Origin of the sequence: Streptomyces sp. cg36 (genome assembly GCF_041080675.1) — a bacterium.
Taxonomy (GTDB): Bacteria; Actinomycetota; Actinomycetes; order Streptomycetales; family Streptomycetaceae; genus Streptomyces.
In genome coordinates this window covers 237,877-259,987 of sequence record NZ_CP163521.1, presented here as the reverse complement: position 1 = coordinate 259,987, position 22,111 = coordinate 237,877, and the positions used below count along the sequence as shown (strand labels likewise).

Annotated in this window: 23 protein-coding genes and 1 pseudogene; 18 read left to right on the top strand and 6 right to left on the bottom strand. The window is 70.2% G+C overall.

The annotated features are described in order from the left end of the window. Positions 1-94: 94 nt before the first annotated feature. On the bottom strand, positions 95-1,222 hold the full coding sequence (locus AB5J87_RS39195) for a hypothetical protein (protein ID WP_369384099.1): 1,128 nt from the start codon (positions 1,220-1,222) through the stop codon (positions 95-97). Positions 1,223-2,109: 887 nt separating this feature from the next. Here AB5J87_RS39195 and AB5J87_RS39190 point away from each other — a divergent pair. After that, positions 2,110-2,745, top strand: a complete 636-nt coding sequence (locus AB5J87_RS39190; protein ID WP_369384098.1) for a hypothetical protein — start codon at positions 2,110-2,112, stop codon at positions 2,743-2,745. A gap of 74 nt (positions 2,746-2,819) precedes the next feature. Here the strand turns inward: AB5J87_RS39190 and AB5J87_RS39185 are convergent, their stop codons facing one another. The 5 genes from AB5J87_RS39185 to AB5J87_RS39165 all read right to left on the bottom strand — a co-directional run bounded on the left by AB5J87_RS39185 (position 2,820) and on the right by AB5J87_RS39165 (position 7,520). After that, a complete protein-coding gene (locus AB5J87_RS39185; RefSeq protein WP_369384097.1) occupies positions 2,820-3,746 on the bottom strand; it encodes an FAD-dependent oxidoreductase in 927 nt (308 codons plus the stop codon). Next, entirely contained in the window at positions 3,743-4,285 is a 543-nt protein-coding gene (locus tag AB5J87_RS39180) for an isochorismatase family cysteine hydrolase (protein WP_369384096.1), read from the bottom strand. Before AB5J87_RS39180 ends, AB5J87_RS39185 begins: the two co-directional genes overlap by 4 nt. A 38-nt stretch (positions 4,286-4,323) precedes the next feature. Next, a complete protein-coding gene (locus AB5J87_RS39175; RefSeq protein ID WP_369384095.1) occupies positions 4,324-5,055 on the bottom strand; it encodes a hypothetical protein in 732 nt (243 codons plus the stop codon). A gap of 855 nt (positions 5,056-5,910) precedes the next feature. Further along, positions 5,911-7,164, bottom strand: coding sequence for a helix-turn-helix domain-containing protein (locus AB5J87_RS39170; RefSeq protein WP_369384094.1), 1,254 nt, complete (start codon positions 7,162-7,164; stop codon positions 5,911-5,913). Further along, positions 7,161-7,520 (bottom strand): putative quinol monooxygenase, encoded by a 360-nt coding sequence (locus AB5J87_RS39165; RefSeq protein ID WP_369384093.1) that lies wholly within the window; start codon positions 7,518-7,520, stop codon positions 7,161-7,163. The genes AB5J87_RS39170 and AB5J87_RS39165 overlap by 4 nt, the downstream gene beginning before the upstream one ends. Before the next feature lie 432 nt (positions 7,521-7,952). Here AB5J87_RS39165 and AB5J87_RS39160 point away from each other — a divergent pair, with 432 nt between their 5' ends. The 17 genes and pseudogenes from AB5J87_RS39160 (at position 7,953) to AB5J87_RS39080 (ending at position 22,059) form a co-directional block, all read left to right on the top strand. Beyond that, a complete protein-coding gene (locus AB5J87_RS39160) occupies positions 7,953-8,801 on the top strand; it encodes a hypothetical protein (RefSeq protein ID WP_369384092.1) in 849 nt (282 codons plus the stop codon). A 240-nt stretch (positions 8,802-9,041) separates the two neighbouring features. Further along, positions 9,042-9,302 carry a WhiB family transcriptional regulator gene (locus tag AB5J87_RS39155; RefSeq protein ID WP_369384091.1) on the top strand — a complete coding sequence of 87 codons (261 nt, stop codon included), beginning with the start codon at positions 9,042-9,044 and terminating at the stop codon, positions 9,300-9,302. 90 nt (positions 9,303-9,392) lie between these two features. Then, complete coding sequence (locus AB5J87_RS39150; RefSeq protein WP_369384090.1) at positions 9,393-9,569, top strand: hypothetical protein; 177 nt, start codon at positions 9,393-9,395, stop codon at positions 9,567-9,569. Between the two features lie 197 nt (positions 9,570-9,766). Continuing rightward, positions 9,767-9,949: pseudogene (locus AB5J87_RS39145) on the top strand (DUF5999 family protein); the annotation flags it as partial. 238 nt (positions 9,950-10,187) lie between these two features. Then, entirely contained in the window at positions 10,188-10,562 is a 375-nt protein-coding gene (locus AB5J87_RS39140; RefSeq protein ID WP_369384089.1) for a hypothetical protein, read from the top strand. Between the two features lie 140 nt (positions 10,563-10,702). Continuing rightward, positions 10,703-12,916 carry a hypothetical protein gene (locus AB5J87_RS39135; protein ID WP_369384088.1) on the top strand — a complete coding sequence of 738 codons (2,214 nt, stop codon included), beginning with the start codon at positions 10,703-10,705 and terminating at the stop codon, positions 12,914-12,916. A gap of 184 nt (positions 12,917-13,100) precedes the next feature. After that, positions 13,101-13,571 carry a hypothetical protein gene (locus AB5J87_RS39130; protein ID WP_369384087.1) on the top strand — a complete coding sequence of 157 codons (471 nt, stop codon included), beginning with the start codon at positions 13,101-13,103 and terminating at the stop codon, positions 13,569-13,571. Further along, on the top strand, positions 13,571-13,774 hold the full coding sequence (locus AB5J87_RS39125; RefSeq protein ID WP_369384086.1) for a hypothetical protein: 204 nt from the start codon (positions 13,571-13,573) through the stop codon (positions 13,772-13,774). The genes AB5J87_RS39130 and AB5J87_RS39125 overlap by 1 nt, the downstream gene beginning before the upstream one ends. A 380-nt stretch (positions 13,775-14,154) precedes the next feature. Continuing rightward, on the top strand, positions 14,155-15,837 hold the full coding sequence (locus tag AB5J87_RS39120) for a hypothetical protein (RefSeq protein WP_369384085.1): 1,683 nt from the start codon (positions 14,155-14,157) through the stop codon (positions 15,835-15,837). Between the two features lie 2 nt (positions 15,838-15,839). Continuing rightward, positions 15,840-16,376 (top strand): hypothetical protein, encoded by a 537-nt coding sequence (locus AB5J87_RS39115; RefSeq protein ID WP_369384084.1) that lies wholly within the window; start codon positions 15,840-15,842, stop codon positions 16,374-16,376. Positions 16,377-16,455: 79 nt separating this feature from the next. Next, positions 16,456-17,316 carry a hypothetical protein gene (locus AB5J87_RS39110; RefSeq protein ID WP_369384083.1) on the top strand — a complete coding sequence of 287 codons (861 nt, stop codon included), beginning with the start codon at positions 16,456-16,458 and terminating at the stop codon, positions 17,314-17,316. Further along, entirely contained in the window at positions 17,313-18,746 is a 1,434-nt protein-coding gene (locus tag AB5J87_RS39105; RefSeq protein WP_369384082.1) for a DNA/RNA helicase domain-containing protein, read from the top strand. The genes AB5J87_RS39110 and AB5J87_RS39105 overlap by 4 nt, the downstream gene beginning before the upstream one ends. 112 nt (positions 18,747-18,858) lie before the next feature. Beyond that, positions 18,859-19,332 carry a hypothetical protein gene (locus AB5J87_RS39100; RefSeq protein ID WP_369384081.1) on the top strand — a complete coding sequence of 158 codons (474 nt, stop codon included), beginning with the start codon at positions 18,859-18,861 and terminating at the stop codon, positions 19,330-19,332. Between the two features lie 243 nt (positions 19,333-19,575). Further along, complete coding sequence (locus AB5J87_RS39095; protein ID WP_369384080.1) at positions 19,576-20,556, top strand: AAA family ATPase; 981 nt, start codon at positions 19,576-19,578, stop codon at positions 20,554-20,556. Next, positions 20,553-20,819: a hypothetical protein gene (locus tag AB5J87_RS39090; protein WP_369384079.1), complete on the top strand. Its 267-nt coding sequence runs from the start codon at positions 20,553-20,555 to the stop codon at positions 20,817-20,819. Before AB5J87_RS39095 ends, AB5J87_RS39090 begins: the two co-directional genes overlap by 4 nt. Then, positions 20,816-21,019, top strand: coding sequence for a hypothetical protein (locus AB5J87_RS39085; protein ID WP_369384078.1), 204 nt, complete (start codon positions 20,816-20,818; stop codon positions 21,017-21,019). The genes AB5J87_RS39090 and AB5J87_RS39085 overlap by 4 nt, the downstream gene beginning before the upstream one ends. Positions 21,020-21,219: 200 nt before the next feature. Then, the gene (locus AB5J87_RS39080) at positions 21,220-22,059 is read left to right on the top strand and encodes a hypothetical protein (protein WP_369384077.1); all 840 of its coding nucleotides are present in this window, start codon (positions 21,220-21,222) and stop codon (positions 22,057-22,059) included. The last annotated feature ends 52 nt before the right edge of the window (positions 22,060-22,111 follow it).

Here is a 22,111-nt window from a genome sequence, read left to right as displayed (position 1 = left end):
ATGCCGGATGCGTGACGCCTAGCTGCTGCGGCCGCCGGTAGGCGCCACCGGCGACGATCCCGCCCTCTCATGGCTGCCCGCCAAGAAGTCTGAATCAGAGCCAGCCGTTGCCTCCGGCGTCGTGGCGGGCGGCCTGGCTGACGGCGAACGAGCACAGCTGCGCGCCATAGAGGTCGAGGGCGTCGACGGGGTCCTCCTCCATGTGGTTGATCACCTCGGGCCAGATGTTCCAGTCCAGCCGGGCCGCGGCGCGATCCGCATCGGTCCGCGCATCGCCGGCTTGTGCCTGCTCACGGCGCTGGAGCTGGATCCATGCCGACCACTCAGGATTGGCCATCGGCTCGGCGGAAGGCCGGGCGGCTTCCGTCTCGGCTTCGGCTGCCAGCTGCTGGTCGTAGGCCGTCATGCCGGTGAGCCGCTGGCGGATGAACACGTCGGGGCGCTGTGGCCGCCACCGTGTGCCGGAGCACAGCGCCGTCAGTGCGGCGGCGATCTCGTAGGCGCTCAGGCCCTGGTCGGTGAGCGGACGCAGCACGTACTCCAGCCGTCGCAGCGGCACCGGCTGGGTCCAGGCGACAAGTGCCCGCACCAGGCGGACCGTTCGCCCGGCCTGGCGGACGTCGCCCGCCGTGCGACGTCGGCCGTTCACCAGCGTGCTCTGAAGGGAGATCCGGGTCCTGGGGCGGCTCGCGCGCTTGCGCGAGGTGTCTCTACAACCCCCCACTACCTTCCTCTGACCCACTTCCTTAACCCCGGTACGGGAAGGGGTCTCACAGGCCCCGGACCCCATCGGGACATCCACAGGCGCGACAGCCCCAGGCTCGCCTTCCTGAGCGGAAACAGAAAGAGCGCCACGCTGATCGATGACGATCCGGGCCGTGTAGCCGGAGCCGACGACCATGTGCCCGTGCGCCTGGTCGTAGACGGGAGGGATCACCGCCGCGTACACCGTCGCGGTCCCCGCGTACCCGCCCAGCCCCTGTGCCCGGCGCACATTGGCCCGGCTCCCGCGCTCCACCCACACCAGCGCGCCCAGCTCCCGCAGATACGCCACGTGCCGGCTGATCGTCGCCCGGGACATGCCCAGGCGCGCCACCATGCCCTCCAGGCAGTAACGGACCTGCCCCGAATCGAAATCCATCCGGCCCGCCAGGTCCCGCGCGACCATCAGCGTCGTCTCCGAGGCACGCGGGTGCAGCCCGGCGGCCACCAGCCACTGCACCGACCGCAGCCACCGCCGCGGCCCCGACCGCCGCGACCTGGTCGTCGCGACACACTGCTCCCCCGCTGGTGCTGCGGGCACGGCAAGTACCCCGCCCAGATCCGACTCTGGACGGGGTACTCGCCGTGCCCGCAGCACCAGCGCCGTCACGGCGCCGACACGACGGTTTCACGCAGGCGCGACCGGCGCCGTGACGTGAAATGTGACCGGGAAGACGCCGCAAAATGCGCCAAACGGTCATGGGTGGGCTGGCAAAGAGCAGCGTGATGCTGCAACATGAGTCGTGCCTCTTTCGTGAAGGGAAGAGGGCATGAAAAAGGCGCCTGTGGCGCTGGTTCGCGTGAACCGAGATCGAACTGTTCGGCCGGCGGCAACCGGGCGGACAGACCCTTCAGAGGGCTGGCAGGCCTTCTGGTGGCAGATGGGGCGTCAGCCGAGGTGCTGTGAACACCTAGGGAGCTGAACGTCCCGGCGGGGAATCCGCCTAACTTTTACGTCATCTCGACCCCCGCCAGGGGAGAGATGTGTCCGCGCCCGGTCCGGTGCGGAAGCATGGGAAAGGCACCCGTCCGGAGCGACGCGCAGGTCATCGCTGCTACGGAGGCGGGTGCCTTGTTCGTCTGGCAGAGGGTATGGGTACCCTGATCCATGTCGAGACCATCCCTTTGTAGGTCTGCGGCCGTGCCCCGGAGTGCAGCCTCGCGGGGCTCAAGCATGTCTGTATTGATCTTATTCACGGGCACAGTACCCCCCTCACGGTGCGTCACGACAGCCCGCCTCCGCCCGTGTCGGCCTGGCACAGAAGCCTCCTGACGCACCGCCAGGCTCAGGCCCTCCCTCCAGCCCTTCGGGAAAGCACCGGGCCCGGGCAGGGGATGATGAGCACCATGCATACGACGCCGACCGAGTCCCTCGACCTCGACGTGGAGACCTTCGCCAGCCCGGCGCAGCAGCGTCGATTCGCCGCAGCGATGGAACGCATCGCCGCCGCCCGCGCTCCCGGCGCCCCGGTTCGCGTCTACGTCAGCGCGGCGCCGCGCGCGAGGAACAACCCCAAATGGGACAACTGGCTCACGCAGATCACCGAACAGCTGCCCCCCGGTGTCGACATCCTCCACTACAGCAACACGTTCAGCGAGGAACGTCCCTACGACTGGGGCAGCGTGGCAGGCAGCCTCGACGGGCTCGTCATCGTGGGCAAGCAGAAACGGGCCGGGAGCCGGGTGAACCTTCTCGGCCCCTTCGCCCGCCTCGAACTGCGCTCCCTCATCGCCCAGAAGCCCGTACTGCTCTACGGGCACAACCTCGGGCTCATCCCGGTCATCGACTGCAAGAGCCAGGTCCTCGCCCCCGAGCACGCCCCCCGCCTCAAGCTCATCGCCCCGAAGCGGTGGAAGCACAGCACAGAGACGCTCCACGCCGCCCTCAAGGCGCTCACGCCTCGGCACATCGAGGACAGTCAGGCCCCGGAGACCGCGCGGCCGAGCCACCTGAGCCAGCCGTTCAACGCGCCCCAGCCGTAGGAACGGTGTGATCGCTGACCGGCGTGCGGCGGTGCGCCGCGCGTCGGAGGACGTGGCGGAGCGAGAGAAGGCCCTCACGGTGCTTGGTCCTTCCCCGCTTGTGACGTGCTGGCGTAGTAGTGGGCAAGCACGCACTGCGCGCCCGACCCCTGCGCCGTCACGATGCGCTGGAACCGCGCCGAGCGCAGGTCTCCGGCGATGCGGATGCGGTGATGCTGCTCTCCGGGCGGACAGTAGCCGTCCTCACCCTGCACGACGCCGTCGGGTGCGGCGGCCTTGCTGCCCAGGTTGCCCAGGACTGTTGCCGCCGCGTGGGCCCGCCGGGCTCCCTTCCGGTCCGTGACCAGCACCCTCCAGCCGTCTCCGTCAGAGAGCCGGGCGAGAGTCACATGGGATACCGGGAGAAGGCGCACGTGTTCGTCCCGCGCGATTTCCTCGATCTTGTAGTCATCTGCCGGCGGGTACAGGACGTGCAGAGTCGTCCCTGCGTCGGCATGGGCACGCAGCCACGTACCCAGCGGCCGGTCGCCTCCCAGAACGAATGTCGCACCGGTGCACGCCGCTGGAGGAGTACGCCACAGCGGGGGTGCGGAGAACTGATCCGGCACGCTCACCCAGTCGACGTCGCGCGGTGCGAGAGCGGCCACCCCGGTGGCGACCACGACGGTCCGCGCGAGGAAGGTACGTCCGTCCTCCAGGGCGAGCTCAACCCGGTCGGCATAGCAGCCGACCCTCGTGGCACGTCCGCGCACCAGGGTGCACAGACCAGCTTGCTGCAGCCGCGTCAGGTCTGCACTGAGGGCCTCGGCCAGGTGCACGCCCGTCGTCCAGCCGCCGGGCACGTTCTCCAGCGCCTCAATCGTGTTCAGCCGCCCGCCGACCGCGCCGGCTTCCACGACCACGGTCGCCAGACCGAGGCTGGCTGCCATGACCGCTGCCGCCACCCCAGCCGGCCCGGCGCCCACCACCAGCACGTCCGCGTCGTACGACAGAGCATTCACGCGCGCGCCTCCTGCGCCCCGGTGATCCGCGACAGGACGCTCTCGGCCGTCGTCAGGTGCGCGGCGCCGATATTCCGGGCGGCCAGCAGCAGAGCCGCGTCGTGGTACTGGGCGCCGCCGGTCGAGGCACACGCATCGGTGACGATCCACGGCCGGTAGCCGGCCTGATAGGCAGCGATCGCCGTGTCATAGACACAGGCGTCCGTATCGATGCCACACAGCACCAGATCGCGCCAGCCACGGTCTCGCAACAGCTGAGCCGCCTCGGGCGTCAGAGCGGACGACTGCGCCTTGTCGATCACCGTCGCGGCATCGGTGTACGGAGCAAGCTCCTCAACGAGCGCCTGCTCCTGCGGAGTCCGAAGCCGCGTCCAGCCGGTGATGGTCTCGTAGGGCGAGCCCGCCTCGTTGTGGAAGCGGGTGAAGACCACAGGACCGCCGGCTGCCTGCCACCCATCCACCACGCGCACGATGGACGGCAGTGCGCCGCGGCTGTGCCCGTTGATGAAGCCGTGCTGTACGTCGATGACGATCAGCACTGTTGAGCGAAAGTCCACCCAGTCCGCCTTCCCCGCTGTCACGGATTGCTCTCTCGAAGGGCCTCCTGAGCGGCACGCAGCCGGTCGGGAAGCTCGCTGGTCGCCAGGATCGCCTCGCGCATCACGCGATGCTGCGCGCTCTCCGTGGGACGGGCGGTAGTGAGGCGGACGTACGCACCGCGCAGGAACCTCCATCCGTACCGCTCGGGCATGACGGGATCCCGGCCGTCTTCAATCGTGTGCAGAATGTGCGACGAGAGCGCCCACAGTGCCTGGACATCCAGCTCCAGGGCCAGGATCTGGCTCATCGTCAGGGCACGCTCATTCGGCTGCGGATGGTAGGCAATCCCCGACCAGCCAGCCACTCCGTGGGAGGCGCCGCCGTCGAACGCGAGCGCTTCGGAATGGCTCCAGCCGTCGTGGAACTTGGCCTCCTCCACCCCTTCTCCCAGAGGCACGGCGGCCGTCGGGTCCTGACGGTTGACGAGTACCGACGGCGTGGTCAGCAGCTGCAAGGCGGTAGCAAGTCCGGGGCCCGACCATGCGTGTTCACGCAGCTCGTACACCGACAGGACGTACTCCGGATCGGGCGACACCCCTGCCGGTTCATCGGCACGGTGCTGCTCCAACAGACGTGCCAGGCGCTGTCCCGCCCAGCTCCTGTTCGTCGGGTACGAGCGATAGCGCCACACGGCCAGCTCGGTCAGAGAGCCCACCTGCTGGTGCTCTTCCACGTGCACGACGGCAACACCGCAGGCATAGACGTGCACGGTGGAGGCGTGGGCTGAGGGGTGGCTGCCGGGCAGAACCCGCCGCTCGAGGCCGGCTGGGCCAGCCAGTACAGAAATGCCCGGCTCATACAGGGGGCCGCATCGCGTGCCCAGGTATACCGGAAGGATCTTGTGCGAGACCACGGAGCATGGCCCGGGGCGCGGGACCCCAGCGGACGTGGCGCTGACCGGCTCTCCACGTAATGCCGCTAATCGGACGCGAAAGGCTTCTTGCTCGTCTGTGCTGCACTGAGCAAGTGCGGCATCCAGGATCTGTGCCGTGGCAGGACGGCATACTCGGGCTTTGTCCCGCTGCCAGTGGGAGACGGTCCGGGGACTGATCCCGAGGGTCTGTGCGAAGTCGCGAACGGACTCGCGCCGCACTGATCGCAACAACAACGCCTCCTGACCAGTCCATCGATCCAGCGCGATCACTACACACCCCCTGGGCGGTCTCTGAACAGGCGGACGCGGCTGTAGTGCCACGCTGAGTCCACACTGCTGCTACACGGGGACATCTTGCACAACGCGGCCAGGACGGAAGCTGGTTGTCGGTCGTCAAGCTGCGCAGGTTCCCGGGAGGAGTCCATGCTGGACCCCGCACGAGCCCCTGGGTCGGTTGCCAGCGACGTCGCTGGCCTCCCATGCGGTGGCGGCCCACCGCGCCCGCTTCCCGGGCGTCCAAGACCCGTACTGGACCACCGTGTCGTGTCCGGCTGCCACCCGGCCCACTGCATCCCCACCCCGTGTCCCTCCGCCTTCGTCATGGCCGCGAGCCTCGCGCCAGACCTCAAAGTGGCGTGGTTGGCAGGGAGGTGCAGACCAGTGGCTATCGCTCATCAGGCCGGATTCGGACTAGTCCACGGCAGCCGCCCTCTCCGCGAGTTCCAGCAGCTCGCGCGGTGCGTTCGGCCCTGCCACCAAGACGAGCTCCCGGATGGCTGCGCGGGCGGCTTGGTGGGTCTGAATGATCTCGGGAGCGATGGCCTCAGCATCCAGCAGGCAGCGGAGGGCCTCGCCGCCATGGCGCCTCTGGGCGTGGGCGCGCCCCAGGTCCATAAGGAGCCGGCCCTGGCGCTCTGGCGAGAGTTCGGCGGCGTCGATGGTGAGACCGATGTCGAGCGCCTCGCCCGCGTCGCCCAGGTCCACAGCGGTGCTGACCGCCTGGATCTCGACGTTGACTGGGCCGAACTCCAGATTGAAGTCGTTACGGTTCTCGCCGAGCTGTGTGGCGATCGCGCGGGCCTTGGCGATCTCCTCCTTGGCTTCGGCTCGCGCGCTGGCACGGGCTCGGACGAGGGCCAGGGCCAGGTGGAGGGAGCCGAGGACGGACAAGGACTCCGGCGATTGGTTGCGCTGCTCGCCCAGCGCGTCGATGGCGGTCTGGGCAGCGTGTTCGGCCTGTCCGAGGCTGCGCAGGCGGACGAACGCCTGCACCATGCGGAACACGCTGGCGCAGACGTGCAGAGGATCGCCGGACCGCTCGGCTGTGAAGACCGCGCGATCGGCGGCGACCCAGGCGGCGTCTGCCTCGTCTTGACGCACGAACGCGGCGGACAGGGCTTGATAGCCCCGGGAGAGCAGCAGCCACAGCTCCGCCCGGTGTTCGCCGGAATCAGTCCGTACCGTGTGCTCCAGCTCAGGGAGCAGTTGCACAGCAAGGGCGCTGACCTGCGCCAACTGGCCGGCGTGGGTCAGGTCCCAGAGGTCATCAACGTCAGCCCGCAGAAGGTCGAGGCCGCGCGTCGGTCCGGACTCGTTCGCGCCGGACAGCAGGGTCTGAAGCGCGGGGTGGCCGGACAGCAGTCGGCGGGTCTCGTCCAGATCGTTGGAGAGCGGCTGGGCGGTGGGTGCCTGTGATGGCCCGACTGCTGGGATACCGGGACGCAGTTGCTGCACGGACACGCCCAGCTCGTCGGCGATCTCCTGGAGCAGGTCCATTCGCTGGACCGGCTGCACACCGCGTTCGACCTGGGAGAGCCAGCTGCTCGTCTTCCCGAGCGATGCCGCGAGTTCGGCTTGTGTGCGCCCGCGTTCCTTCCGGAATCTCTGGACGCGCTGTCCGAAAGCCCGATCCTGCGGATCGATGTCTTTCCCGCGCGGCTTCACCCCTGCTCCGTTCCAGGGCGCTTGCTCAGAGCCTCCAGCTCGTTGAGGAACGTCACTTCGACGTTGCTCAGGAACTCTTCCCGTGCCGCGAGGAACTGCTTGGTATGGGCCTGGTCCTCGTGCGCCTGGAACGCGTCGCGGTCGGCGTACAGCTCGTAGAAGACCCGCACCAGGGGCTCGTCCACCGGGGTGTGCACCGAGTAGACGAGCGTGCCGGCCTCGCGCCGGATGCCTTCCATGGTCAGAGCCACCAGGGCGTCGAAGTGCCGGGCCGCCGAGGTGTCTCGGAGGGTGAAGCGCACCACGAGTGCGTATCCGCTGGCCACGAAGTCGTCCTCTCCACGTCGCGTAAGCATGCACACATTCTCACATCTAAAGTGTTTGTGCTAGATAGCATTCAAAGTGTTGACTAGCACTAGAAGTGCTACTACTGTTCAAGGTGTTCCACCCCCGCAGGGAAGGGGCCGCCGGACGGCTCCCAGGCCAAGGCCCGGCTCCTTCACCTGGTACCGCCCGAGGGCGGTACCAGGTGAAGGAGCCGGGCAACGGTTTCCCCACGCACCATCGCAGCAGATCGCCACTTCGGTGGCCGGAGTCCAAAGCCCCAGCCACCTCGGTGGCCGGGAGCCCGAGGCACTTCTAACTCCTCCGCCCATGGTCTGCAGCGAGTAGCACACCGCAGCGCTGATGCGTTGTCCGTCCTGCGGGGCGCCCGATTCGCCGTGCGGCCTGGAGGGCGGAGAGAGCACCTGCGACGCAGCCCTGCCCCTCCGTACGAAGGAGCGCTCATGCTCACGCGAACCCGTGATCTCACCGCCCAGAAGCGTTCGCGCCGGGTCCGTTCCCGCGCCGTCAGCACCCTCCCGCCGCTGGTCGTCTCCACCCTCAAGCCGCACGAGGTCGACCTCGCGTACTCCACGCTGGTCTGCCCCACCTGCCGCACCTGGGTGCCGATCAGCGCCCCGCACAGCCCGCGACCGAAGCTGGTCCCCCACCACACCGAAAAGGCCGGATCCGACGACCCGGTTCGCTGCCCCGGCAGCCACCGTCTCGTCAGCATCAACCTCACCGTCGACCAGTGGTTCCAGCGGCTGGAAGAGGGACTGAGCCAGACCGACGGCCGCCGCTCCCCCCGCGTGCTGCGCAAGCCGACGCTGGGGCCGCCCCCTGCCGTCATGCAGATCGTCGGCGGAGCAATGGACGACAAGACGGCCCGCAAGCTGGACGAAGCCCATGTTCGCGGCTGCTCCGCCTGCTCCGTCATGGACGACGAGGGCAAGATCCTGCGCGCCGCCGACATCACCTCCCGCTGCGCGGACGGCCGCCGCCTCGCCCAACTCGCCGCGCACACCACACGCCTGGCCCCGGCCCGCCGCAAGGCGCAGCTGGACCGCGAGGACGTCAACGACCGCCGGGCATGGGCACACCGCCTGCTGCACCAGCAGCAGTGGAGCCGGCACGCACAAGCAGTCGGCCACGCCGACACCCAGCGGATCGAGGACGTCCTGGCCGCGCTGATCCAGACGCTCAACCCACACAAGGTCGAAGCGCCGCAGCTCACCGCCTGGGAGCGCGCCGACCTGATGAGCGCGATCACGCTCCTGGCGACGCAGAAGGAGCAGCTCCAACGCCGATAGCACCGTCCGGCGAACCGCCACGGCCCCGGCCCTCCCGACCAGCGGGAGGACCGGGGCCGTGGCTGCTCGTACGAGTGGCCAAAACGGCGACAGCCCCGGCGACTTGAGACCCCCGGGACTGTCCAGGACCTGACTGGAGGACCTGATGCGCACCAGCATTGCACAGCACCAGCACCCCACCGACTCCGACCCGGACATGGACGAGGCCCTGCGCCGTGTCCAGCAGGGGAAGTGATCGGCATGGACTGGCGTCACCACGCGGTGTGCCGCGAAGAGGACCCCGAACTGTTCTTCCCGATCGGCAACACCGGGCCGGCGCTCCTGCAGATCGAGGAGGCGAGGGCCGTCTGCCGCCGCTGCCCGGTCATGGAGCAGTGTCTGCAGTGGGCTTTGGAGTCCGGGCAGGACGAGGGCGTGTGGGGCGGTTTGTCCGAGGCGGAGCGGCGCTCCATGCGGCGCCGTGCCGCCCGGAGCCGGGCGCGGACGGAGGTGTCGGGATGACGGACGCCGACCTGAAGCGCATGGAAGCGGAGCTTCGCCGGGTCAATGAGCAGTCGGAGAAGAGCCTGCCGATCAAGTCCGGTGTCACCGGTGGCTGACGACCTGTACGCCCGCTATATGGCGGCCGCGGCGGACAGCCGCGTGCACGAGGCGCGCTGCCGCCAGTGCTCGCTCTATAGGCGATGCGGCACCGGCCAGCGCCTGCACCGGGCTTTGGCGAAACTCCAGGACATCTACCTCGCTCAGCGCAAGCAGAGGCGAGGCTGACTCCGCTCTTCGGGGCGCCGAAGGCGCTCCCTCACCTTCCTGTTCAGCCGGGCCGGGCGTCCGCCCAGGGCGGCCGGCCTGTCGCCTGCCGCAGGCTCGGCAACGCTCCGCGCCTGCCTCCCGCGCAAGGAGAGCTCATGCACACCACTACCCCGCTCGACACCGTCACGACGACTGGCGCCACACTGCCGACCGCGTTGTGCACGCACACGCCCATGTGCCCCAGTGCTGAGAGTTCGGACCGGGAGGCCGCTGTCGTGGTGGCCAGTCACCCGGGGCAGGGCTGGAGCCTGTTGTGCAACGCCGTCCTGCTCTTCGAGGACACCGGCGAACTGCTCCCCGACGGCCGGATCGTCGCCCCGCACCGGCCCGTCGGCGCCACCCGGCCCCTCCAGCTCGCGGACACCCACGCGCTCATCGCAGGCACGGCCCGCAGCGGGAAGACCAACGCCACCGTGCTCCCCCAGGCCCCCTCCGGCGCCTCGCGGTCGGTCTGACGGCTGCCTCATCCGCCCGCACCGGCCGCTGACTTTTGGCGGCCGGGTCGGGCGGTGCAGGGGAGCCGGACAGCCCGGGCTCACCGGCCCCTGGCCGGTGCACGCGATACGAGGAGAGCACATGGCACAGCAGCCGCAGACACAGGCGGTCCAGCTGATAACGACCTACTTCCAGGGCGACCTGGTCCTGTTCCGCGATGTCGAGCGTTTCTGGCTCGGACTGCCCGGCCACACCTTCGTGGGCCGGGTGGAGCGGTCCTGGCGGCACGCCGACACCGGCAAAGTCCTCTACGACCTGGTCGAGCTGAGCGGTAACCGCCACCGGGCCGGGATCGACCCCGACTACATGAGGCTGCTGCCGGCGACGGACGCGATGCACGACATCGACACCGCGCCGCTGAGCGAGCCGGACACCGGGGCGATGACCCCGGCCGCCGTCGCCTGGCTGCGCCAGCATCTCGGGCAGGACAGCAGCAGGCTGCCCGCCCGCCCCTGACCGCCTGCGCTCAAACGGCCCTCCGGGCCCTGGCATTGGAGCTGCCGGGGCCAGGAGGGCCTGTTCGCGACCCTACCGACCCGATGCCGACCACGGTGGCCTCTTGCACGAGCCGCCGGAGTAAGAGAGGGACATCCCCCGTGGCCAACACCACTACCCGGCGCAGGCGGAAGCCCGCCCCGGCCGTGAAGCCCTGCAGCGGTGGCCACCCCAAGGCGCCCGCGTCGGCCTCGATCCCCGATCAAGCCGCCGCCTCCGAGGAGACGGTGCCCCTGGTGCGCCCGGAGGCCGACCCGGCCCTGGCCGACGCCGCGGACCTCCGGGACCGGGCCGCCGACGTCATCGACCTCGCGCGTGAGGAGGCCGCCGCCCTCCAGGCGGAAGCCGAGAGCGCGGCAGCGCGGACCGTTGCCGCTACGCACGAGCAGGTCACCGTGCTCATGCACCAGGCGCAGAGCCGTGCCGCGGGCATCACCGCCGATGCCGACCAGGAGGCCACCGCCCAGCGCGAGGCGGCCAAGGTCGACGTGGAGGCGGCACGTGGTGAGGCCGACCGGCTTCTTGCGGAGGCCCGTCACCGTTCCAAGATCCTGGTGACGAAGGCCCGCGCGCAGGTCGCTGACCTCACCGAGCTGGCCGCCACCGACCGCGCGGCCACGGCCGCGGCGGTTGCCGAGCTGCGCCGCCTGGCAGAGGCCGACCTCACCGAAATCGCCGCCCTGGTCGACCAGCGCCGCGGCGAGGCCGGTCAGATCCTCGCCCGCGCCCAAGAGCAGGCCGATGCCCTGGTCGCCGCCGCGCAGCGGGAGGCCGATCAGGCCCGCGAGCGGTTCGCCGCTCTCGCGGTGACGGCGGCCGAGCAGTACGACGGCCGCCGCGCGGAGGCGGAGGCGCTGTACGCGGACGCGGTCAAGGCCGCCGACGGCCGGCGCCGCGAGGCCGACGAGCGGGTCGCGGCCGCGCACGCCGAGGCGGAGGCCGCTCGCACCGAGCTGCGCGAGAAGCTGCGCGCCCTCACCGACCAGTTCGACGCGGAGGCCGCCGCCAAGCGCAAGGCCCTCACCGACGAACTCGCCGGACTCAAGGCCGCCTGCGAGAGGCAGCGCGAGCGGCTGCGGGAGGAGGCCAAGACCGTCGCGGTGCAGCTGCGTGAGGCGGCCCAGAAGGAAGCGAGCCGCATCACCAGCGAGGCGGAGCGCAAGGCGAAGGCCGTCACCGACCGCGCCGCGGCTGATGAGTCCCGTGCCCGGCGGCTGCTCGAGGAAGCTCGGGAGGCGAAGAAGTCCGCCTCCCGCTGGAACGGCTGGCAGCACAATCTCAGCCGTAAGGCGTGGAAGATGGCGCCGTGGATCGCGCTCGCCGCGGGCGTCGGGCTCGCCGCCTCCGGCGAGTACGAGCTGGCCCGCATGGTCGGCATCAACACCTACGTCGCCCCGCTGCTGCCCGTCAGCATCGACGTCTACTGCGTCACCGCGTTCCGGGCCAAGAAAGACATCCCGTACGCGCTGCTGCTGATGGCGTCGGCGAACGTGACCTATCACCTGTCCGAGCAGGCCGAGATCGTCAAGCCCGGCCACCCGGCGCCGTGGCCGCTGACGACGTTCGTCGTGCTGATCTTCGTGGCGGTCATCTGGCGCGTCCACACCCTCATGCACAACGACGGTACGGACAGCCGCGACAGTACGGCCGCGTCGGGCGGCCGTACCGGTACGGACAGCGGAAACGGAATGCCGGTGCGTACAGGTACGCACCGGCGTACCGACGGAACGGACGCTGCGTCGTCCGGCCGTACACAGGGCGCGCGCCACGACCTGTACGCCGCGCACAACGCGGTTCAGCCGGACGGCTCGGGCGCGGGATGGGACGGTACGGACCCTGTACGCCCCGCCTCGCACCCGCCGCACGAAGGTGACGCCGAAACGCCGGTGACCAGGGCGTACAGCGGCCGTACAGGCGACGTACACACCACCCCCGAAGGGGTGGCCCGTACAGGTACAGCGGCGGCGGGGCGTACCGGGACGGCCAGCGTGGCCGTACAGGGACGCACCAACGCCGCCAGCGTCCGTACACAGCCCGGCGCAGAGGATGTTCCGGGGGCCCGTACCGGTACGGCTGCCGCGTCCTCTCCCGCAACCGGAACGACGGGTACAGCGGGCGGAGAGCGTCCCGGTACGCCGGTACGGACGGACGAGGAACTCGCGCCGCTCGTACAGAAACTCCCCCGCACCGAAGACGGGTTCGTCACCCTCTACCAGGCCCGAACCAAGCTCTCCGTCAACCACGACCGCGCGGTACGCCTGCTGTCCAAGGCCGGCCTGCTGCGCCCCGAAGACGCGGACAAGCACCTGGCCTGATCCGCCGTCGCCCCCTGCCGCTCATGGTCGCCCCCGGCCCGTGCCCACGCCCCCGGGTGTGAGCGCGGACCGGAGACGGCCACGGCCGGCAGGCCGATCGCCCGCACCGCGCCCCGAGCGGGAACGCCCCCGGCCCGGATCGGCGCCGACCCGATGGCACAACCCGACCAAGGAGAAACCCCTGATGAGCGACGAGAAGCAGCCGCGCAAGGGAGTGTGGACGCCCGATTTGCTCGCGGAAGGCCCCGAGAAGCGACGGGTGTTCATTGAGCAGCGCAGGCAGTTCCTCGCCCCCCTGCTCGCGGAGTCGAAGTCCCTGCTCGCAGAGATCGAGGCCGACCTGAAGGAAGCCGACAAGCTCCCCGGTGACCTGCCGTTTCAGTCGAAGCTGCGGGCGAAGCACACGGTCCGGCCGCTCGAGAAGGTCATCGCGGACCTCGAGGACGTGATCGTCCAGCTCACCGCGTACAGCGCGCGGTACAAGCGCAGCTATGAGGAACTGCCCCAGAAGCGGGCGGAGAAGGAAGCCGAGAAGCAGCGCCTGAAGGAGCTGAAGGCGGGCGGCAGGCAGCAGCAGATCGAGGCGCCCGAGCCGAAAGCGGAACCCGTGCAGGACGCCAATCCGTTCTTCTCGCACCTCAACAAGGGCGCGTGATGCCGGGCAAGGATCCCGCGCGGTCCAAGCGCCTCACCTTCGAGCTGTGGTCGCCCCGGATCAACGGGGCAGCCACACCTCGTGATCAGGTCGTCGTGCTCGTCGATGCGGCCCGGGCGCATCTTCCCGACGACGATCCGATGTGGGCGGCACTGGCCGGCCAGCTCGGGAAGTACCTGAAGGAGAAGGGCTTCGGCTCGTAACGCTCCGCGTTCAAATTCAACGTTCAAGTCAAGGAATCCGGCGCCGCACCGGCGTTGTCACACGTGCGCGTGACGCGCGCGCTTACGCGAGGGTGGCGGCTACGTCAAGTGAGGACGAAGAGATGACCGACGACGGTCGGGGCGCGGACGTCATCACGCACCCCTTGTTCAGCCTGTCGCCCCCCGGCAGCGACACGGACGACGGGTTTCCGCCCCCGCCGGAGGCCGGTGACCTGGCGCCGCCGCCCGACTTCTTCCTGCCGTTTTCGACCTCCGGGGACGACGACGATGCGAGCAGTGTCGACCCGGACGACGTCGCCCCGGACATGGTCGCCCATGCCTCAAGCGGAACCGGATCTCCGGCCCGTGCGACGGCCTCGATGGCGATGGTCACGATGGCGGCGATCGCGGTTGCGGCGCTGCGCGGCACTTGGTCGGTGGCGAACTATCTGAAGGCGCGGCGCGAGCATCACGACGCCGTCGCCGACAAGGCGCGCGAGGCGGCCGACAAGCAGAAGGTCGCCAACGCCGCGAAGGCGGCCAGGGTGCAGTCCGGGCCTGAGTTCGGACGCGGCGCGAGTGGCAAGGGCGGCGGCCGCTCAGGCGGGTCCGGCGCCGGTGGCGGCTCGGGGCGCGGTGCCTTCGGGCAGCACAAGCCCGCCTCCCCGAAAGATGGTGGCCGCGGCAGCACCGCCACCGGGGCAGGCGGCCGCGGCACGGGACTGAAGGGACCGAAGAACGGAACTGGCGACGGCTCGCGCACCTCGGGGCCGGGCTCATCGGGCAAGAGGCCGAAGGACGCAGCCGGAGGCGGCAGCGGATCGCCGGGCTCGGGCAAGGGTTCACCGGCCGGGGCGAAGAAGTCGCCGGGCACGCTCGGGAAGCTCGCGGCCGGGCGGCAGCAGCGCAAGAACGACGAAGCGAAGGCCCAGCGCCAGGCCGCTGCCGATCAGCGCAAGGCCGATCTGGCCGACCGCGCGGCGGCCCGGAAGGAAGCGGCAGCCGAGGCCGCCGACCGGCGCAAGCACAGGGCTGAGAAGCGGAAGGCGAAGCGCGAGCGTGAGAAGGCCGGCGGCACCGGCCCGAAGGACCCGAAGGAGACCGGCAAGGGCAAGCCCGACGAGAAGGTCGACCTGACCAAGAAGCCAAAGGCCGGTGACGGCGCCGGGGCCAAGAAGGACGACACCGAGAAGGTCGACCTCACGAAGAAGCCCAAGGCCGGTGACGGCACGGAGACGAAGAAGGACGACACCGAGAAGGTCGACCTGACCAAGAAGCCCAAGGCCGGTAGCTCGAAGGGCGGGGCGAAGGAAACACCGAAGGCGCCCCGGAAGAAGAAGCCGCGCAGCAGGCGGCGGAAGCCGAAGGGGAGCACGACGGGACCGAAGACGCGCGGGCGGCGCAGGAAGGACCGCAGCACCAGCGGCCCCGGATCGATGCCCGGCGGTGACGGCGAGTGGCTGCGCCCTCCGCCCGGCTGGGACGTCACCTACAAGGTGGACCTCGAGGTCATCCGGCCTGAGCCGCGGCGACGTCAGCCCGCCGGAATCACCACAGGCCGCAAGGGCCTGCCCGCCGGGTCATCCGGTCAGGTCACGCCCACCCGATCCGTACCGAAAGAGAGCCCGATCGTCATGGGTACAGCCGTTTCCGTCGGCGAGGTCGGCGACACCCAGTTCATCGACGCCGAACTGACCGTGTACGACCTGATCGAGTCCGACGAAGAGATGGGTGAGCAGATCCTTCAGGGCGTCGATCACATGAACCTCGTTGCCGCCAAGTGTGAGGGCCTGAAGTCCGGGCTCGAAAACCTCTACGCGATGTGCATCGAGAAGAAGGTGCCCGGCGTCCTCGTGAAGTGGTGCATCCGCCTCATGGAGCGGGCCGGGAGCGTCCAGGACAAGGCTGAGGCCCTGCGCGACTCCCTGCCGCGTGCGTCCGAGGCGATCCTGTCGGCGCGCGACACCGCCGTGGAGGCCGACAAGCTGCGGGCCGACCGGGTCAAGGAAGCCGGACACACCGCGCCGGCTGAGCGTGAGTACCACGACCGAAGCGGGGTCTGAGCATGAGTACCGAGTCCGAGAGCGGCGGCGTGATCGAGCCGACGAATGTGCAGAGCAGCGCGGAGGTCGCCGCATCCGGTGCGTCCGACCTGCCGGCCCCCGGCGAGGGCATGGAGGCTGCGGCCGATCTGCCTGCCGAGCGCAGCGGCCGGATCGTCGACGTCATCGCGGACGCGATGACGTTCATGCTCGTCATCGCCCGGCTGGGAGTCGCGGCGGCGGCGATGCGGCTGCTCTCGCAGGCCGTGAACGGCGCGTACTCCTACGTCGAGGACTGCGCGAAGACCGTCGACGGGCTCGCCGACGTCGCCGCGGCCCTGGCCGTCGACGACTCGGTCACCTCCTCGCACCACGACGCGGCAGCCACGATGCGGGAGTCCCTCGAACTCGCCGACGCGCTCGCCGCTGAGGCGGCGGAGATGGCGACCGAGTTCGACAACGCGGCCCGTGACCACGAGAGCGACTACGGCGACGTGAACGAGGCGATGCAGGCCGGCCCGTACGACGTCGCCGAACGCGAGTGGTACAGCAACCGCTAGCCCGAATCCGCCCCTGAAGGCGCCGGTCCCTCGTGCGAGGGGCCGGCGCCTTCCGCATCCTTGGAAGGGAGTGCCGACGATGCCGCTGCGCACGTACATCGAAACCACCCGCCGAGCCGGTTCCGCTGTGGTCAGCGGCGCGGGCCGGCTCGCGACCCTCGCGGGCGCCAGCGCCATGGCGGCGGGGCTGTTCACCGATGCCGCCACCCTGCCCGCCATCCTCACCACGATCGCGGCCGGGCTGGGCGGGGCGTTCCTCTCCCCCCGCCTCCAGCTTGCGCACCCGATGAAGAAGCCGATCGTCTCCACGATCTACCTGGCACCGCACACCCTGCTCGTCTCCAACCTCGTCACCGAGCTGGCGTGGGACGCGAGGGAGGGCCGCCTGGTTCAGGGCGGCGTCGCCGCGCTGTGGACGGCCGGAGTGTGGTGGCTGCGCCCCGCACAGCTCGCCAAGCGGGTCGCGAAGTGGCCCGACCCCGTGGTCGAGACCGACGACACCGAGGGCGACCAGGCGGCCACCGGCACGGAGGTCGAGGCCGCCGTCGAACTGCCCGACGATCCGGCAGGCCGGTGGTGGGCCCTGAACGCGGCGAAGAAAGGCGGCGTCGCCGAGGGCACGCACGTGATCGATGTGCGGCCGATCGAGGACGGGCGCAGGGTTGCTGTCGCGCTCGGTGCGATCGAGCCGGGCGAACCCGTTCCCGACATCAAGATCAAGCGCTTGTCGGCCCTGATGAACGTGCCCGAACAGCTCCTTGAGGTACAGGCGATCCCCGGGTACGGAGCCGGGTTCGCGATGCTGCTGATCGGGCCCAAGCCCGAACAGGGCCCGGCGCACGACGAGGACGTGTGGGCGGAGATCGGCCGGTCCGCGCTGCCCGGCGTGACCCTCCTTGAGATCAACGAGTACGACCTGTCGCAGGAGTTCACCCCGTGACGCCGGCTGCCCTCGCGAAGAAGCACGCCGACGAGAAGGCAGGGGTGATGCGCGAGTACATGCTGCGCACCCGGCCGGGCGGGGTGAAGGGCGCCGACCACAAGGCCCTGTGCGACCTCCTGGGCGTCGACGACCCCAGCCGCGTGATCTTCGAGCAGGGCAGCGGCCGCGAGGCCGTCGTCCGGGTCTTTCCCGTGAACCCGCTCGCGAAGATGCGGGCGGTCACCTTCGAAGACCTCGAGATGGATGAGGACGGCTGCATCCGGATCGGCTCGTACTACGACGGCGAGCCGCTGCGGATGCGGGTGCACGACCCCGAGACCGGCAACGCCCAGCGCATCATCATTTTCGGCACGACCGGCGCCGGGAAGTCACGTGCCCTGCAGGCGTTCCTCGCCGCGTGCAAGCGCAACGGGATCGTCGTGCACCTGGCCGACCTCAAGGGCGGCCAGTCCGTACCCGAGGCCAAGGGCAACGTCGCCACCCACGTACGCACGCTCAAAGAGGCGATGGGCCTGCTGCGGGCCGCCGTCGCGAAGGCCGAAGAGCGCTTCAACCGGTACGCCGACCTGGGCCGCTCCGGCTTCCTGATCAACACGCCGGACCCGCTCGAATACGTCGTCATCGACGAAGCCAACCGCCTCCTGGAGAAGGGCAGCCCCTTCCGGGCCGAAGCGGCCCGACTGATCAAGGAGATCGGGCGGACCGGGCGCAGCGTCGGCATCGGCATCGTGCTCGCCGCGCAGGCCGGGCACCTGGACGAGCTCGGTGGCAGCGACACCCTGCGCGCCATGCTCAAGGAAGGCGAAGTCATCCTCCTGCGGTGGAGCTCGCAGATGATGGCCTCGCTCGTGGGCGACGGCCTGCTGCCGACCGGCGAAAACCTGCAGCCCATCCCGAAGATCCTCGGGCGCGCCCGTCGCATCCAGCGATGGGGAACGCCCGTCGACCGCAGCACCGAGAAGGCCAACTCCCAGGGCATGTGCTACCACCTGACGTCGGTCAGACCGACGTCGATGGCCCGCTTCTTCCTGGTCGGCTCGCTCTCCCCGCACGAGGGATTCGACCCGGTGATCCGCCAGCTCTACGGCGCCGGCGCCCCGCCGGGCGAGCCCCTGAAGCTGATCTTCCCGCCGCCCAAGGACGGCAAGGCAGACCAGGCGGCCGGTGACGGCGACGACCTGGAGTACGGCGAGGACCACGGGGCCGAGTCCGAGTCGCTGCCGCCGATGCCCCGCACGCTCAAGGACCGGATCCTCGCGGCACTCGAATCCGGTCCCCTGTCCGAGCCGGACCTTCTCGCGGCCCTCGATGAGGACGGTGGCAAGGACGCGCGGCGCGGTTCCGTTCGCACCACGATCAGCACCCTTCGCGGCGAGGACAAGGTCGCCCCGAAGGACACCTCCGGCCTCATCAGCCTGCTCATGTGATGTATCGCCCCCCGCCGCCCCCTCGCGCCCTCCCCGCCACCACGGCGCGGAGGGCGCGCCTGCACCGAACGGAGACAGCACGATGGACTTCCCCTCCACTGACGGCCGCCCGATGTCCGACTCCGCAGCCGCCGCCGAAGCTCAGCGGATCATCGAGACCGAGTTCCCGCCCGAGCGGCCGGCCCGCCACTTCCCCACCTCGTTCCGCGACGACTCCTCCGTCCCCGCCTTCGGCACCACCCCGCCCGTGCGGCAGGAGGATCACCGGACCGTGCCCGCCTGGGCGGCCGGGATCGCGGTGGCTTCCATCGGCGTCGGTGCCGGCGTCACCGGCATCGGCTGCGGCGCGTGGCTGGTTCTGCAGGGCCTCGCCTCGGTCAGCCTGAACAGCGTCTTGATGGTCACCCTGCCGTTCGCCGGCCTGGCCATGGCCGCCACCGCGATCAGCAGCGCGATCAGCCGCGCCCGATCCACCGTCACCAAGACCATCTACCAGGCCCCGGTCACCCAGAAGACCGAGATCCACAGCCACAGCACCACGCGCGGCATGTTCTTCGCCCGCACCCGCAACAACATCCACCACTGAACCGGACACCCCGCGTCGTACTCGAACCCCGCCCGCGCAGCCGGGAGTCGAGTGCGGCGCAGGCCGCCCCGGGCCGCCCGCACGCTCAGTCGTCATCCAGGCAGATCGGCAGGCGCCTCCGACCGGTGTGGCCGGGGGCGGGCCGCCGGGCGGCCGTACGCATTGCCACCACCAAGGCCACCGTCCCGTGACGATGCGCCTGCAACTGACTGTCTCCACCCTCTACTCGCAGGGAGAATCCGCATGAGCACCACCTTCCCCGCCGCCATGCAGCCACGGGATACGGCCATCCCCGACCCTGCACTCGTCGTGATGATCGGGGCGAGCGGCAGCGGCAAGTCCACCCTGGCGAGCAGTTGGCCCGCCACCCAGGTCCTGGAGCTCGACGTTTTCCGGGCGATGGTCTCGGACCAGGCCGGTGACCAGTCAGCGACCGTGGCCGCAGCAGCCGTCATGTACGCCGCACTCACGGCGCGCATGGCCCGCCGGCTCACCACGGTTATCAGCGACACGAACACCGACGCCCGTGTCCGCAGGGGACTGATCGATGCCGCCCGCGCTCATGATGTGCCGGTGGTCGCGCTGCTCGTGGCGACCCCGGCCGACGTCTGCGTGCGGCGTCAGGCCAGCCGTAGCCCAGGCCGGGCCGTGCCCGAGGACGTCGTACGCCGCCAGCACGCCGACAGCGTCGCCGCTCTCCCCGACCTGCGCGGGGAGGGCTTCGACCACGTCGTCTTCGCCGACAGCCTCCACCGCCTGGAGCCGCTCCTCAAACGGGCCAGCGACACCCGCCGCCGCGACATGGGCTGGGACGACGGACCCGGCCTGGGCTCCCTGCTCCTGGTGCGCCGCGTCTTCGGTCCGGACGTACTGTCCCTGTGGACCTGGCGCGACGGCAGCGACCTGGCGGGCGGCGACCGCGTCGGTGAGATCCGCCTCGGCACGGACCGCCTCGTGCTCGCCCTGCGCCGCAACGTAGACGGCGAGGGCGACTTCGGCTTCGACCTGCTCACCTGCTGCGCGGTGGACGACGCGTGCGACGCCCGTGCCTGGCAGCCCGTGTACTCGGTGACCGACCTCCTCATCGCGCACACCAGCGACCGGCCGTCCCCGGACACGGTGTGCACCGTCCACGGCGGCCTCGACGACGTCAGCCAAGAGGCCGACGACCACGACTTGGGTTCCGACCTCGAGGGGCAGACCTTGGGGGCGATCCGCGGATGAGGGCCAAGTCTGCTGCGGGCGGCTGGGACCAGGCCGTCTTCCGGTGCGGCCGGTGCGGTGCCCAGCACACCGCCACCACCGAGGCCGGCTACCTCAAGGCCGTCGGCGCCCACGGCGATGCCCACGCCGTATGGGACCGGCTGAACCCCATCGAGCGCGACGGAATCGCTTCGATCCTGCGCACCATCCTGGCCGCGCCGGACCTCGCCGCGGAGCTTTTGGCCCTCGCCGACCGGCAGTTGACGGAAGACGCCAGTCGGTGAGCCGCGCCGCCGACCGTCCGCACCCGCTCACCCCGGCCGGCCTTCCGGCCGGGGAAGCGTGGGCCCACGGCTGCCCCGACTGCCACCTCACCATCCAGGGCGGCACCACCGGACTCGCCGCGCACCGCCGCACCGTCCACGATCCCCACCGTGACTACGGCGACCGCCGTACCCCCATCACGATCCAACTCGACCTCTGACAGGCGAATGCACCAGGCGGCGTTCGACTGCACCCGGGCCGGCAGCGGCCCGGTCACTGTGACGTGCTGAAGCTGCGGCCACCGTGCCACGGTTCAGCGCGCCACGGCCCTGCATCGGACCGCTGACCGGCACACAGACCCCCCGATCAGCGACTCCCCGATCGCGTGCCCACGGTTCACCGAGGAAGGACACCCCGCGCATGAGCATCACGAACACGTACGGCACCGCGCACCACGTCAGCGACACCAACCCGGCCCACGTCACCAGCTGCGACCGCTACCGGATCCCCCTGGTCGCCACCATCGCCCCCGCAACCCCCGGCTACGAGGACATGGTCGAGATCCTCAAGGACAACGGTCACGACACCCGCCCCGAGGGGTACGGGCTGATCTTCCTGGAGTCCGAGGAGTTCTCCGCCACGTACTTCGGGCCGATCGCACAGATCGAGCAGTACCAGCGCGAGAACACCGACGGCAGCGCGGCCTTCGACGCCTCCCAGGGCGTCATGTACGCCCAGTGGCCCCACGGCAAGGGCTGGGACACCTTCCTCCCCCGCACCTTCTGGAACGCCAAGGCGCGCGGTGGGATCGCGGACGGCGTCGGCCTCGTCACCGCCTTCGCGCACACCGAGATCCCGGGCGCGGAGGTCATCGTCTACGAGTTCGAAGGGAAGTGGCTTCCCGACAGCGCGCCGCAGATGCTGGTGACCTACCACTGCTCTGGCTGCCATCTGGACACGTTCCACGACAGCGGGCACGTGCACGAGAACACCGGCCCCGACAGCCGACGCTGGGCCGCCCGCCAGGCCCGCCAGCACCTCATGGGCGCTCACCGCCACGGCGTCGGCGGGCAGGAGAGCCCCTGCCGCCCCAACAACGGGGAGATGCTGCGCGCCGTGAACGCGACCGCCCGCCAGATGTGGGGCACCACCGGCAACGCCCTCCCGGACACCGACGACGCGTACTGCGCCACCAAGGGCCCCTGCTCGATCATCCGCGAGCTCCGTGCCGGAGTCCGCCCGCCCGTCTACCGCGCCTGACCGCCGCCATGAACACCCCGACCAACACCCCGTTATCCAGCGGCTCCGACCG